Source organism: Enterobacter vonholyi, assembly GCF_040834095.1.
In the GTDB taxonomy this organism is placed as follows: Bacteria; Pseudomonadota; Gammaproteobacteria; order Enterobacterales; family Enterobacteriaceae; genus Enterobacter; species Enterobacter vonholyi.
Genome location: NZ_CP162152.1, coordinates 1,951,946 through 1,965,824 on the forward strand (window position 1 = coordinate 1,951,946; position 13,879 = coordinate 1,965,824).

General features: G+C 57.8%; 12 protein-coding genes. 5 read left to right on the top strand and 7 right to left on the bottom strand.

Annotation, left to right across the window (positions count from 1 at the left end):
* The first annotated feature begins 21 nt into the window (after positions 1–21).
* Both AB3N39_RS09305 and AB3N39_RS09310 read left to right on the top strand, forming a co-directional pair.
* Positions 22–1,047 carry an LLM class flavin-dependent oxidoreductase gene (locus tag AB3N39_RS09305; protein ID WP_008500518.1) on the top strand — a complete coding sequence of 342 codons (1,026 nt, stop codon included), beginning with the start codon at positions 22–24 and terminating at the stop codon, positions 1,045–1,047.
* 25 nt (positions 1,048–1,072) lie between these two features.
* Positions 1,073–2,020, top strand: a complete 948-nt coding sequence (locus AB3N39_RS09310) for a zinc-dependent alcohol dehydrogenase family protein (RefSeq protein ID WP_325813402.1) — start codon at positions 1,073–1,075, stop codon at positions 2,018–2,020.
* Between the two features lie 3 nt (positions 2,021–2,023).
* Here the strand turns inward: AB3N39_RS09310 and AB3N39_RS09315 are convergent, their stop codons facing one another.
* A complete protein-coding gene (locus tag AB3N39_RS09315; protein ID WP_111965717.1) occupies positions 2,024–3,058 on the bottom strand; it encodes an AI-2E family transporter in 1,035 nt (344 codons plus the stop codon).
* A gap of 421 nt (positions 3,059–3,479) precedes the next feature.
* On the opposite strand from AB3N39_RS09315, the gene mdtJ reads away from it, so the two are divergent.
* From mdtJ to AB3N39_RS09330, 3 genes are all read left to right on the top strand, one after another.
* Positions 3,480–3,842: a multidrug/spermidine efflux SMR transporter subunit MdtJ gene (gene mdtJ / locus AB3N39_RS09320; RefSeq protein WP_029739354.1), complete on the top strand. Its 363-nt coding sequence runs from the start codon at positions 3,480–3,482 to the stop codon at positions 3,840–3,842.
* Positions 3,829–4,158, top strand: coding sequence for a multidrug/spermidine efflux SMR transporter subunit MdtI (gene mdtI, locus AB3N39_RS09325; RefSeq protein WP_045910373.1), 330 nt, complete (start codon positions 3,829–3,831; stop codon positions 4,156–4,158). The genes mdtJ and mdtI overlap by 14 nt, the downstream gene beginning before the upstream one ends.
* Before the next feature lie 83 nt (positions 4,159–4,241).
* A complete protein-coding gene (locus tag AB3N39_RS09330) occupies positions 4,242–6,404 on the top strand; it encodes an EAL domain-containing protein (protein ID WP_367897237.1) in 2,163 nt (720 codons plus the stop codon).
* 1 nt (position 6,405) lies between these two features.
* Here the strand turns inward: AB3N39_RS09330 and AB3N39_RS09335 are convergent, their stop codons facing one another.
* The 6 genes from AB3N39_RS09335 to puuC form a co-directional block, all read right to left on the bottom strand.
* The gene (locus AB3N39_RS09335; RefSeq protein ID WP_127730589.1) at positions 6,406–7,227 is read right to left on the bottom strand and encodes a serine protease; all 822 of its coding nucleotides are present in this window, start codon (positions 7,225–7,227) and stop codon (positions 6,406–6,408) included.
* A 279-nt stretch (positions 7,228–7,506) separates the two neighbouring features.
* Positions 7,507–7,881 (bottom strand): acid resistance repetitive basic protein Asr, encoded by a 375-nt coding sequence (gene asr / locus AB3N39_RS09340; RefSeq protein ID WP_032668244.1) that lies wholly within the window; start codon positions 7,879–7,881, stop codon positions 7,507–7,509.
* A gap of 230 nt (positions 7,882–8,111) precedes the next feature.
* Positions 8,112–9,599: a carboxypeptidase M32 gene (locus tag AB3N39_RS09345; RefSeq protein ID WP_367897238.1), complete on the bottom strand. Its 1,488-nt coding sequence runs from the start codon at positions 9,597–9,599 to the stop codon at positions 8,112–8,114.
* 150 nt (positions 9,600–9,749) lie between these two features.
* Complete coding sequence (puuE, locus tag AB3N39_RS09350; protein ID WP_367897239.1) at positions 9,750–11,021, bottom strand: 4-aminobutyrate transaminase; 1,272 nt, start codon at positions 11,019–11,021, stop codon at positions 9,750–9,752.
* A gap of 25 nt (positions 11,022–11,046) precedes the next feature.
* The gene (locus AB3N39_RS09355; RefSeq protein ID WP_063621496.1) at positions 11,047–12,327 is read right to left on the bottom strand and encodes an FAD-binding oxidoreductase; all 1,281 of its coding nucleotides are present in this window, start codon (positions 12,325–12,327) and stop codon (positions 11,047–11,049) included.
* Complete coding sequence (gene puuC / locus AB3N39_RS09360; protein ID WP_367897240.1) at positions 12,324–13,817, bottom strand: aldehyde dehydrogenase PuuC; 1,494 nt, start codon at positions 13,815–13,817, stop codon at positions 12,324–12,326. Before puuC ends, AB3N39_RS09355 begins: the two co-directional genes overlap by 4 nt.
* Positions 13,818–13,879 lie beyond the last annotated feature (62 nt).

Below are 13,879 nucleotides of genomic sequence, written 5' to 3' on the forward strand. Positions count from 1 at the left end.
GTATTATCAGGAAAAATGGTTATGAAAAAGATCGGATTTTTATCCTTTGGTCACTGGACGCCTTCGCCGCAGTCGGGCACGCGCTCGGCGGCAGACACGCTGCTGCAGTCCATTGATTTAGCCGTGGCGGCTGAGGAGCTGGGCGCAGACGGCGCCTATTTCCGCGTGCACCACTTCGCCCGACAGCTTAGCTCGCCGTTCCCTCTGCTGGCCGCTATTGGTGCAAAAACGAAAACCATCGAAATCGGCACCGGCGTGATCGACATGCGTTACGAAAACCCGATGTACATGGCCGAGGATGCGGGCGCGGCGGATTTGATTTCCGGCGGTCGCCTGCAGCTCGGCATCAGCCGCGGCTCCCCGGAGCAGGTTATTGATGGCTGGCGTCATTTCGGCTATGTCCCGCAGGAAGGGGAAAACGAGTCGGACATGGCGCGTCGTCATACCGAGGTGCTGCTTGAGGTGCTGCGTGGGGAAGGGTTTGCCAAACCGAACCCGCAGCCAATGTTCCCTAATCCGCCGGGGCTGCTGCGCCTGGAGCCGTATTCTGAAGGGCTGCGCGAGCGTATCTGGTGGGGCGCAGGTTCCAATGCGACGGCCGTATGGGCCGCAAAACTGGGCATGAACCTGCAAAGTTCAACCCTGAAGGACGATGAAACCGGTGAGCCGTTCCATATTCAGCAGGCAAAACAGATCCGCGCGTACCGTCAGGCCTGGAAAGACGCAGGGCATACGCGCGAGCCGCGGGTGTCGGTCAGCCGCAGTATTTTTGCGCTGATGGACGACCGTGACCGGATGTATTTCGGTGCCAGCCGGAACGACAGCGATAGCGTGGGTTACCTTGATGAGAAAACGCGCGCCATCTTCGGGCGAAGCTATGCCGCGGAGCCGGACAAGCTGGTTGAACAGCTGAAAAAAGACGAGGCGATTGCCGAGGCGGACACGCTCTTACTGACCGTACCGAACCAGCTGGGTGTGGATTATAATGCGCACGTGATTGAGTCTATTCTCAAGCATGTCGCACCGGCAATGGGCTGGCGCGAGTAGTTCCGCTATCAGCCTTGAGATCGTAATGGAAAATCTGGCCCTCTGGTATCGCCGTTTTGGCGAGCCAGAAACCGTTCTGCAACCTGAAACCACGCCCCCGGGCGCGCTTGCGCCGGGACAGCTCCGCGTGCGGATGCTATTTTCTCCGGTGAACGCGTCCGATCTTATCCCCATCACCGGTGCCTATCGCCACCGAACCCCGTTACCGGCGGTCGCGGGGTATGAGGGTGTTGGGGTTGTCATCGAGGCGCCCGCCTCGTTTAAGCATCTTGTGGGTCAGCGAGTCCTGCCGCTGCGCGGTCAGGGAACCTGGCAGCGCTATGTTGATTGCCCGGCAGAGTATGCGATACCCGTTCCGGACACCGTCGCCGCACATCTGGCCGCACGGGCCTATATCAACCCGCTGGCGGCGCAGATGATGCTGACCCGCTACCCGCCTCGTGGAAAGCGGGTCTTGCTCACGGCTGCCGGATCGGATTGCGCCATTCTGCTGGGGCAGTGGGCGCGTCAGGCGGGGGCGGAAGCGGTGTATGGCATTCACCGTTCTGCCGTGCATGCTGAACGGCTGGAAGCGATGGGCATCACGCCTGTCGCGCAGCATGACGCAAACAGAATCGGCATCGTCGCCGCCCGTAGCGATATCGTCTACGATGCCACCGGCGGGCCGCTTGCGGAAGCGATCCTCAGCGTGATGCCCGAGCAGGGCATGTTTGTCTGCTACGGGCTGCTCTCCGGGCAAGCCTTCACACAGCGGCGGCCTGCGCCGCGCGTGACGTGGTTCCATATCCGAAACGGTCTGGATGCGCTCGGCGTTGAGGCGTGGCGCGCGGAGTTCGAGCGCATCTGGCGGATGTTGCCTGGCAGTGAGTACAGCGACGTTACGGTGTACCCGCTGGCGGAGTGGCAGAGGGCGCTCAGCGCTTATCGTGAAGGTGGAAGGACCCGCAAGCCCCTCCTGTCGATGGAGGACTGAGCGCTATTTATGGCTCATATCGCTCAGCAGCACGGCGATACTTTGCCCGCCTGCCGTCTGTTCCAGACCAATCTTGACGATGATGGTGAGTGGAACGGAGAGCAGCATCCCAACGGGCCCGAGCAGCCAGCCCCAGAAAATCAGGGACAAAAAGACCACCAGCGTGGAGAGCCCCAGGCCACGACCCATCATGCGTGGCTCAAGAATGTTACCGAACACAAGATTGATGACCAGGTATCCGGCAAGCAGGATCAGCGCGTCATAAAGCCCGCTGAAAACCAGCACCTGGAGGATAGGGGGGATCGCCGCCAGCACGGAGCCAATGTTGGGAATGTAGTTGAGCGCAAACGCCAGCAACCCCCAGACAAACGCAAAGCGAACGTCCAGCGCCAGAAGCATCAACCAGACGACAACGCCCGTCACCAGGCTAATGGCGGTTTTCAGCACCAGATAGCGGGAAACGCTGTCCAACGCGCGTTGAATCGCCCCCATTCCTTCGACCGGACGGACCATCATCTGCTGCAGCTTTGCTGGCAGCTGCGGCACCTCCAGCAGCATGAAAACCACCGTTAAAAACAGCAGGAAAATGGAGGTCATGGCATTGGAAAGCTGTGCCAGCAGGCTGGTGACGATCGTCATCGCCGCGTTGGGGTCGATATATTTCAGCAGTTCTTCCACCGAGACTTCGATACCCGCCCGCTGCAGCCAGGGCTCCAGCTGCAGCAGCGGTATTGCCAGCGAAGAGCGGTATTTTGGCAGCGTTCGCGCCAGTTCATTGAGCGAGGTACCCAGATAAGCCACCAGCAGTACCATCGCCACAATAATGATGCTGATAAGCAGCGTGATGGCCAGCACGCGCGGAATGCGTAGCCGCGTCATGCGCTGCACCAGCGGGTTGAGGATCACCGCAATAAACAGGGCCAGAATAAAGGGCACAATAATGTCGGCGGCGAAGCGCACGCCTGTCAATATGATCACCAGCATGCCCAGCATGATGACAATTTTTAACCCGTTCAGGGTAATGATGGGTTTAGCCATGGTGACTCCGAAATTTTCTTTATATTTATAATAAAGGTGAAAGGCTTTGCAATAAACTAACCAAAATCAAACGGAGTGGGTAAAGAATTGCAAAGACTTTGAGTAAAATCCTGGCTTATGGTACAAATTCGGTGTGTTTAACTACCGAGGACAATTTTCATCCGCAAAGACGAGAAGCAACAACGCGGATAATTGTAATTTTATGGACAATATGTTCAGGACGTACTCTTCAAACAATACTGCTGTATACTCCACTTCTTTCTGCCTGCTTTCTGGTGAGCAACACTGGCGCACCGCACTATAGTCATTTCTTCTGCCTGAGCTGGCGCTAAGCGCTTAGCTGTCTGATTTCAATTCGTATTTTTGGGTTTGCTGCACGCAGCGGGCCACGATGGATTATATTCTCAAGCAGGAGAAAAACATGTTTTACTGGATTTTATTAGCGCTGGCTATTATCGCTGAAATTACCGGCACGCTGTCTATGAAGTGGGCAAGCGTCAGCGATGGCAACACCGGTTTTATTTTGATGCTGGTGATGATTTCACTGTCTTATATTTTCCTCTCGTTTGCAGTGAAAAAAATTGCGCTGGGCGTCGCGTATGCCCTGTGGGAGGGGATCGGTATTTTGTTGATTACGCTGTTCAGCGTGCTGATATTTGACGAAACATTAACAACAATGAAGGTCGCCGGTTTAACGACGCTGGTCGCGGGTATTGTGCTGATTAAGTCCGGTACCCGTAAACCTGGCAAACAGCAGAAGGAGCAGAACCATGCAACAGTTTGAGTGGGTTCATGCTGCCTGGCTGGGGTTCGCCATCGTGCTTGAGATCCTGGCGAACGTTCTGCTGAAATTCTCCGATGGTTTTCGTCGTAAATTCTACGGCCTGATGTCGATTGCGGCGGTTCTGGGGGCGTTCAGCGCGCTGTCCCAGGCGGTAAAAGGTATCGATCTTTCGGTCGCCTATGCGTTATGGGGCGGTTTTGGTATCGCCGCCACGCTGGCTGCAGGCTGGGTGCTCTTCGGCCAGCGCTTAAATAACAAGGGCTGGATGGGGCTCATCCTGCTGCTTGCCGGCATGATCATGATAAAACTCGCCTGACAGTCCTCAATCCATGATTTACAGGCAGCGAAATTCGCTGCCTGTATTACGCTTAGAAAAGCAAAACATGAAGAGGATGGCTGATGTATCGCACATTAAGCTGGCGCAATATTCCCAATGCGAGAACGTTGTTTGCCATGGTCTTTATGGCGGGCATCGGCTTAATCATCTCCGTCGTCGCACTCCTCTATCTTTCCCTGAATCTTATCAGCACCAAAACCAATGAAATTGATGAACACCGCACGGCGCTTTCCGTGCAGGGGGCTATTCAGACATCGGTTAACCGCGTCTCATCTCTGGTGCTTGACAACGCCGTCTGGGACGATGCTGTGCGGGAAGCCTACCGTCCCACGCTTAATACCGACTGGCTGTACGACACCTGGGGCACCGGCTTTAAAATTAATAACCTCTATGACGGCACCTTCGTGCTGGATGAACATTTCAACGTCCTCTGGGGATCGTTTAAAAGTCAGCCTTTTCAGGAGACGAATCTCGATTTTTTCGGTGAGGGGCTGAAAGCCCTTATTGCTCAGCATGCGCGCGCCTTATCAGGCGATAAAAATATCTATGCCGGGATCAGCAAAACGCGAAGCGGCGTCGCCTTTGTGGGCATTGGGCTGATTCGCCCAATGGTCGGAAGATTACAGGTTACCGACGGAACGCGCCGCTATCTGGTGATTACCCGTCATCTGAACGCCAGAATCTTATCCGACCTGGGGGCGACCTTTCAGATCGATAACCTTCACTTTACGCCAGATAAAGTTAACGAGATGAGTATGCCGCTGCGCAGTTCGGCTGGGGAGCTGCTGGGCTATCTGAACTGGCAGGCGCGGCTTCCGGGGGCGCAGGCCGCCCGGGCGGCATCCTCTGATATCACGCAGATTGTTGTGCTGGCATCGGCCCTGATCCTGCTCTTTATTCTGGTGAGCAGCGTGGGGCTGTACAAGCTTGCGCGAGGAGAAAGCCAGGCACGTCTGGTGGCCAGAACGGACTGGTTAAGCCATCTGCCGAACCGGCGAGCGCTTATCGAGGCGCTGGATCGGGTGAGCTTACGCGGAGATATCGACGTCAAAAGCGTGGTGTTTATCGATCTGGATGGTTTTAAAGATGTGAATGATATCTACGGCCACAGCGTGGGGGACGATCTCATCGTGGCGATTGCGAAAACGCTGAGTGAACGGGTGCCGCCGGGCGGGATGCTGGCCCGCATGGGCGGGGATGAGTTTGCCATGACAATCGGCGGTGATGATGCAGAGGCCCGAGCCACAGCCTTTGCCGTTTCGGTGCTGGATTTCCTCGCCACCCCGGTTCAGCTGGGGGAACGCACCATCCATATCGGGGCCAGCATCGGTATCGCCAGCGGAACTCTGATTGAATGCACCAGCTCAGAACTGTTTCGCCGCGCCGATATTGCCATGTATCACGCCAAAATGAGTGGAAAAGGGCGGATTACCCACTACGATGCGGAGCTGAACAGCGTCCGGGAACGCAAGCTGGCGATTGAAAATCAGATCCGTAGCGGTCTGGAGCGCGATGAGTTTGAGGTCTGGTATCAGCCGATCGTTGACGCCCGCACTCAGACGATGAGCAGCGTCGAAGCGTTGGTCCGCTGGCCGCGTCGCCCGGAAGGGCCGCTGTGCCCGGATACCTTCATCGCCATCGCGGAGACCAGCGGTCTGATTTACAAACTGGGCCAGTTTGTGTTGCAGCGCGCCTGTCAGGATCTCCAGCCATACGGTGACTTAAAGCTTTCCGTTAATATCTCTCCCGCGCAATTTCGCGATCCCGCCTTCGAAGACAAAGTGGCCAGCGTGCTGGAGAGTACCCGTTTCCCGGCCCACCGGCTGCAGCTTGAGGTAACGGAGAGCTATGTGCTGGAAAATCCGGATCGTGCCCGCATGGCAATAGCCAATCTTAAAGCGCTGGGTACCGCGGTGGCGCTGGATGACTTTGGCACCGGCTATTCCAGCATTGGCTATTTGCGGCGTTTTAACTTCGACACCATCAAGATCGATAAATCCCTGGCCGGGCTGGTGGACAACGATGAACAGGCAGCCGCGCTGGTGAGCGGCACGGTGCGGATCGCCAACGCGCTGGGGATGGCGGTGGTCGCCGAAGGGGTGGAAACCGAGAAGCAAATGAAACTGCTGCGGCTGGCTGGCTGCGATCAACTGCAGGGTTTTTGGTTCAGCCAGCCGATGCCGATTGAGTCAATCAGGGCACTGCATCAGGTCAGACGATGCTGATTTATTGCTGTGCCAGCGCTTCCAGCTTGTCGCGAAAACCGGTCACGGACAAGGCCCGGTTATCTGCGCGCCAGCGATCTTTCGCCGCCGGTGCAGAGCTCTGCACGCCAATCAACTGCCAGCCGTTATCTGTTTTCAGCATCAGCGGTGAACCACTGTCACCCGGCAACGTATCGCACTGGTGCGAAAGTACGCTGTTTTGCGCCCAGCCCGTCACAATACAGTCGGTGTGGGTGTAAAGCGTATCCAGATGGTCGACAGGATAGCCGGACTGCGTCACCTTTCGGTCAGCGGCTTTCAGGGCAGCGGTGAGTGCGTCTTTGTCGCCGTCAAATAACGGCAGCGGCGTAATGCCGGAAGGGGGGTAGCGTAAAACGATCAGGCCAAAGTCCCATGAGGCGGCCGCCGGTGGCACGATCCAGCCGTCACCATCCGGCTTCAGGCGTTTGCCGAGAGACGGATCGACACGGCCTTCAATACCGTGGATTTCATAGCGCCAGGTCCCTTTTTGCGACACAAACCGCAAGGCCACCGCTTTATCCGGCTTGCCGTTTGGCGGCGTTAACAGACAGTGGCCTGCCGTCAGGGCAAGCTGAGGGGTGATCAACGTCGCAGTACATAAGTTACCGCTGGCGGTTTCCAGTTGACCTATAGCATCCCAGGGCGCCTGGGTGGGATCGGTGACGCGCGTGCGGTCGTCATGATTGAAAAAAAGCGTCTTGAGCTCTTTCGCGCTAATGGTGTCATCACCGCCATCATCCGCATGTGAGAATCCAGAAAAAAGACCAAACGTTCCCAGTAACAACACAACAGATTTACGCATATCTCACTCTGGTGGGGGGTAATTATGATTATTAAAAGTGAACCCTATGAAAATACTATAGACGGGACAGCGCTAAAGTGGGAGTAAAATCAGCGTGCTACAATCAGGAAAGATAAAAATGGCTGGCAATGAGCGCGCATAAAATAAGCAGGATCAGAATCAGCTCAAACCGATAGCGTCGCAGCATACGCCCTCCGGATAAAAAAAACGGCGCGGAACCTGTCCGGTTCAGCGCCGGTTTACCAACGTGCCCCGAAGGGCACGGTTAAGCTTGTACTCTTACGCAGCTGGCTGTGCAGCTGGTTTAGCAGCTTCGTGTTTTACTGCTTTTTTGTGATGCTTTTTAGCAGCCTGAGCTTTCTGTTCTACAGCCGGTTTGGTCGCTTTTTTGTGATGCTTTTTAGCAGCCTGAGCTTTCTGTTCTACAGCCGGTTTGGTCGCTTTTTTGTGGTGCTTTTTAGCAGCCTGAGCTTTCTGCTCTACAGCCGGTTTAGCGGCTTTATGATGTTTCTTGTGATGGACAGTTTTTGCTGGCGCCGCGGTGGTCGTTGCAGCAGGTGCCGCAGCAGCCGGTGCAGCAGTGGTTTCAGCAGCGAACGCAGCAGAAGACAGACCCATAGCAGCGGCAACAACCAGAGCTAATACTTTTTTCATGTTCATACCCTCGAATTTGGTTTTTCATTTAACCCCACTGCGGGGCCGTTGAAATAACTATATCCCTGTAAATTCGGGGTTTCCGTGAGTGATTGGTATCGGCGTGTAACCATATGTACATTGCTGGGGTCCTGCACAGACGGCTCCCTCTCCCATGAGGGGGCACGGGCTGGGGTGAGGGGGAACATACGGCTCTTTTACCTGAGGTCCCTCACCCCCGGCCAAACAGATTACAAATAACGGGAGGTCAGATGCTCGCGGAAGTAACGAATATTCAGATCTTCACCCGTCGCCTGGGTGATTAGCTGCGACGTGCTGAAGCGACTGCCGTGCTGCCAGATGTTCTGACGCAGCCAGTCAAAGAGTGCGGAAAAATCACCCTCAGCGATGGAGGCCTGCAGACCCGGAAGCGCCGTTTTCGCGGCGTGGAACAGCTGTGCGGCATACATGGCCCCCAGCGTATACGACGGGAAGTAGCCAAAACCGCCGTCGGTCCAGTGAATATCCTGCATACAGCCGTTGCGGTAGTTGTCTTTGGTGGATAACCCGAGCCAGGCCTGCATTTTCTCGTCCCACAGGGCAGGGATATCGTCCACTTCGATCTCGCCGTTGATCAGCGACCGCTCAATCTCATAGCGCAGCACCACGTGTGCCGGGTAGCTCACTTCGTCCGCATCGACGCGGATATAGCCCGGCTTCACGCGCTGGTTCCAGGCAATAAAGTTCTCTTCGCTGAACGCCGCCTGGCTGCCAAAACGAGCGTGCACCGCAGGGAGAAGATGTTTGAGGAAGGCTTCACTGCGGCCCAGCTGCATCTCAAAGAACAGGCTCTGGGATTCGTGGATCGCGGTTGAGCGGGCCAGCGCAATCGGCTGTCCTGCCCACGCGCGCGGCAGGTTTTGTTCGTAGCGCGCGTGTCCGGTTTCGTGGATCACGCCAAACAGCGCGCTGAGCAGTTCTTCCTCGTCATAGCGCGTGGTGATGCGCACGTCCTCCGGTACGCCGCCGCAGAACGGGTGCGCGCTTACGTCGAGGCGACCGCCGTTAAAATCGAAGCCGAGCATCTTCATGGCTTCCAGGCCCAGTTCACGCTGTGTTGCCGTCGGGAAAGGCCCCTGAGGAGGAACAAACGATCGCTGAGCCTGCTTTTCCACGACGTTTGCCAGCAGGTCCGGCAGCCAGGACTTCATGTCGCCGAACAGCACGTCCAGACGGGCGCTGGTCATGTCGGGTTCAAAAATGTCCAGCAACGCATCGTATGGCGTACAGCCTTTGGCTTCCGCCCGCAGGCGCGCCTCTTCACGGCTGAGTTTGACCACCTCTTTCAGGTTGGCGGAAAAACCCTGCCAGTCGTTGGCGGGACGCTGGGTGCGCCAGGCATGTTCACACCTGCTGCCCGCCAGGGATTTGGCTTCCACCAGCGATTCCGGCAGCAGGGTCGCCTGCTGGTAGTAGCGCGTCATTTCGCGCAGGTTGGCCTGTTCGACGTCATTCAGATCTTCCCCTGCCGCCGCGGCTAACAGGTCGCCGACTTTTTTATCGGTCAGGATCTGGTGCTGCAGGACGCTCATCTCTGCCAGCGCCTCGCCGCGCGCGGCGCTGCCGCCGGGCGGCATCATGGTGAACATGTCCCAGCTGGCGATGGAGGAGAGGTGCGAGAAGCGGGAGAGACGCTGGAAGGTTTTCACAAGTGACTGATAGGCTGATGTTTTTTGCAATTCTTATTTCCTCATGCCGGGGATGTGTTTCAGGGAGCATACAATGAAACCGAGCAAATTCCCCAACATTTCCCACACGGAGGAAATCTGTGCCGATCTCCTCCGTTGAAACCGTCCCCGGCATTCCGGGAGACGGTTTTCGGTGGGCACTCAGGACTTATCGCGCATAACCTGTTGCAGGATCGCCAGCGCCTGGTTGAACTGGGCATCCGGAATGGTCAGCGGATAAAGGAAGCGGATCACGTTGCCGTACTGGCCGCAGATCAATAACAGCAGGCCCTGGGCGAGGGCCTTTTGCTGGATCGCCTGCGCGATGGCGGCCGACGGTTCACGGCTCTCGGGATCAAAAAACTCCGCCGCGATCATCGATCCTCTTCCCCTTATCGCCACGAGCGCAGGGAAGATGCCCTGAATCTCCTCCAGCGTGGCTTTCAGCCGATCGCCAAGCTGACGGGCGCGCGCGCACAGCGACTCGTTGTCGATAATCTTCAGCACCGCGTGCGCGGCGGCCACCGCAAGCGGGTTGCCGGCATAGGTCCCCCCCAGACCGCCGGGAGCCGGCGCGTCCATGATTTCGGCGCGGCCCACCACGCCGGACAGCGGCATTCCGCCTGCCAGGCTTTTAGCCATCGTCATCAGGTCGGGTTTGTCCGCGTAGTGTTCCATCGCAAACAGCTTACCCGTTCGGGCGAAGCCGCTCTGCACTTCGTCGGCAATCATCACGATCCCGTGCTCATCACAGATACGACGGATGGCGGCCACCAACTCTGGCGGGGCGACGTTGAATCCGCCTTCACCCTGAATGGGTTCAAAAATGATCGCCGCCACCTGTTTCGCCTCAATATCCGCTTTGAACAGGCGCTCTATCGCCGTGATGGCATCCTGCGTCGTGATGCCGTGCAGCTCGGAGGGATACGGCACGTGATAAACCGACCCCGGGAAGGGGCCAAATCCCAGCTTGTAAGGCGCGACCTTGCCGGTTAACGCCATGGTCATATAGGTGCGGCCGTGAAAGCCTCCCCCGAAGGCAATCACGCCCGGTCTGCCGGTGTGGGCCCGGGCGATTTTAACGGCGTTTTCCACCGCTTCCGCACCCGTTGTGAAGAACGCCGTTTTGGCCGGGCTCTCCACCGGGGCCAGCTCGTTAAGTTTTTCGGCCAATGAAACGTAGCTTTCATACGGCACAATCTGGTAAGCCGTGTGGGTGAACTGGTGAAGCTGTTTTTCCACTGCGGCCACCAGTTCAGGATGGCGATGGCCGGTATTCAGTACCGCGATCCCGGCGGCGAAATCAATATAGTCGTTGCCTTCCACGTCGGTAAGCGTGGCATTCTCCGCCGAGCGGGCAAAGAAATTACACATTACGCCAACGCCGCGCGGGGTGGCAGAAAGTCTGCGCTGATGAAATTCCTGGTTACTCATGTCAGATACCCTTTTGTCGAAACGATCATACGCCAAGACGATCGCGCAGGCTGTAGTACGCCGCGCCCATCGCCGTAAATGGAATCCGCAGGCTGCGGCCGCCCGGGAAGGGGTAGTGCGGGAGGTTAGCAAACGCATCAAAGCGCTCTGCGTCACCGCGCAACAGTTCCGAGATCAGCCGTCCGGCCAGGTGGGTGCAGGTCACGCCGTGGCCGCTGTAGCCCTGCATGTAATAGATGTTTTTATCCAGACGACCAAACTGCGGCATACGGGACAGGGTCAGCAGGAAGTTGCCCGTCCAGCGGTAGTCGATTTTGACGCCCGCCAGCTGAGGGAAAGTTTTGAGCAGCTTTGGCATTACCAGGCGCTCGACATCGTCCGGATCGCGCGCGCCATACACTACGCCACCGCCGTACAGCAGGCGGTTGTCGGCGGTGAGACGGTAGTAATCCAGCAGGTAGTTACAATCTTCCACGCAGTAGTTATTGGGGATCAGCGTGCGGGCGACCTCTTCCGGCAGCGGGGCGGTGGTTACAACCTGGGTGCCGCAGGGCATGCTGCGTTTTGCCAGTTCCGGTTCGATCTTATCGCCGAGATAGGCATTCCCGGCGACGATCACGTAGCGGGCCGTGACCTGGCCATGCTGCGTGCTCACCACGGCCGGGCTGGTGTGCTGAATGGCGGTCACCGGGGACTGTTCATATACACGCCCGCCGTTCAGGCGAATGGCGTCCGCTTCGCCGATCGCCAGGTTCAGCGGATGAATGTGCCCACCGCTGCGGTCCAGCAGCGCGCCGGTATAGCGTTCGCTGTCGACTTCCCGGCGAATGGCGCTGGCGTCCAGCAGCTCCAGCTGCGTGTTGCCGTAGCGTTCCCAGTTGGCTTTTTGCTCCTCCAGCGTCTCCAGCTGCTTATGGTTAAGCGCCACAAACAGCCCGCCGGGACGATAGTCGCACTGGATCTGATAGCGCTGGATGCGTTCCCGGATGATTTCCCCGCCTTCAAACATCATGCTCCCGAGCATTCTGGCGGCATCGGGGCCGTAGTTTTTCTCGATCACGTCGATATCGCGGCTGTAGGAGTTAACCAGCTGGCCGCCGTTGCGTCCGCTGGCGCCGAAGCCGATGCGCGCCCCTTCAAGGAGCACCACGTCATAGCCCATTTCGGCGAGATGCAGCGCGGAGGAGAGGCCGGTATAGCCGCCGCCCACCACGCACACGTCACAGCTGATCGACTCGTTAAGCGTCGGGAAAGGTTCGTAAGCGTTCGCGCTGGCCGCGTAGTAGCTGGTGGTATGTTCGGTCATGATTGAGGCTCCAGGGCAATCCAGATGGTTTTCAGTTCGGTAAATTTTTCCAGCGCGTGCAGGGACTTATCGCGACCGTTGCCGCTCTGCTTATAGCCGCCAAAGGGAACGGTCATATCACCGTCGTTATAGTTATTGACGAAGACCGAGCCGGCCTTCAGGCGGCGGCTCATGCGGTGCGCGCGGGAAAGATCGCGGGTCCATACCGCTGCGCCAAGCCCGTATTCACTGTCGTTGGCCAGCGTTAAGGCTTCCTCTTCGGATTTAAAACGGGTGACGACCAGCACCGGCCCGAAAATTTCTTCCCGGCACAGCGGGGAGGCGGGGTCGATGTCGACAAAAATGGTTGGACCGACAGCGGAAGGCCATGATTGTTCCCGCCCGTCCAGCAGAAGCGTGCCTTTCCGGGTTCCCTCGCGAATGAACGTGTGGACGGTATCGGCGTGCGCAGCGTCGATGAGCATGCCCATCGTGCTGTCCGGGTCGAGCGGATCGCCCGGCTGCCAGTGACGAGCCTGCGCTTTTAGCCTGGCCAGGAACTCATCGGCGATGCTGTCTTCGAGCAGCAGACGGGTACCGGCGATACAGACTTGCCCCTGGTTATAAAAAATCCCGGCGGCGGTCGCGCTCACGGCCTTGTCCAGGTCCGGACAGTCGGCAAAGATAATGTTGGCGCTTTTGCCGCCCGCCTCCAGCCAGACGCGCTTCATGTTGCTTTCTCCCGCGTCCTTCAATAGCTGCTTGCCGGTACGGGTAGAGCCGGTAAACGTCAGCACCTCGACCTCCGGATGCAATGCCAGCGCCTGGCCCGCTTCGTGGCCGTAACCGCTTATCACGTTCAGCACGCCGTCAGGCAGGCCCGCCTCTTTCGCCAGTCCGGCCAGCCGCAGGGCGGTGAGGGGCGATTTCTCCGACGGTTTCAGTATCACGCTATTACCCGCGATCAGCGCCGGGCCCAGCTTCCAGCAGGCCAGCAGCAGCGGGAAGTTCCAGGGGACGATGGCCGCGACAACCCCGATGGGTTCGCGCACGATCATCGCCAGCTCGCCCGGACCCGTAGGCGCCACTTCGCCGTAGACTTTATCCGCTGCTTCGGCGTACCAGCGAATGGCGCGCGCCGCGCCGGGAATATCGTCGCGCAGGCTGTGGCGGATGGGTTTACCGGTGTCCAGCGTTTCGAGTAGGGCCAGCTCTTCGCTATGGCGATCCATTAAATCGGCGAGCGTATTTAGCACGGCCTTGCGCTGCGCCGGAGACGCCTGCGACCAGTCACCGCGCTCAAATACCTCACGCGCGGCCTGAACCGCGCGGTCCACGTCCGCCTGCTTGCCCCGGGCGACGTTCGCCAGCGTCTGCTGGGTCGCGGGATTGACGGTTGCAAACGTGGTGTTATCGGCGGCGTCACAATAGGCGCCGTTAATAAATAACCGGGTCTCAATGACGCTGTTTTTTGCTTTATCCTGCCAGTAAGTCAGGTGCTGAAAATGCATATTCACTCCTTTCTTTCGCAATCAGATAAATAAAGGCATGGCCGTTTCAGGCAATACGAAGC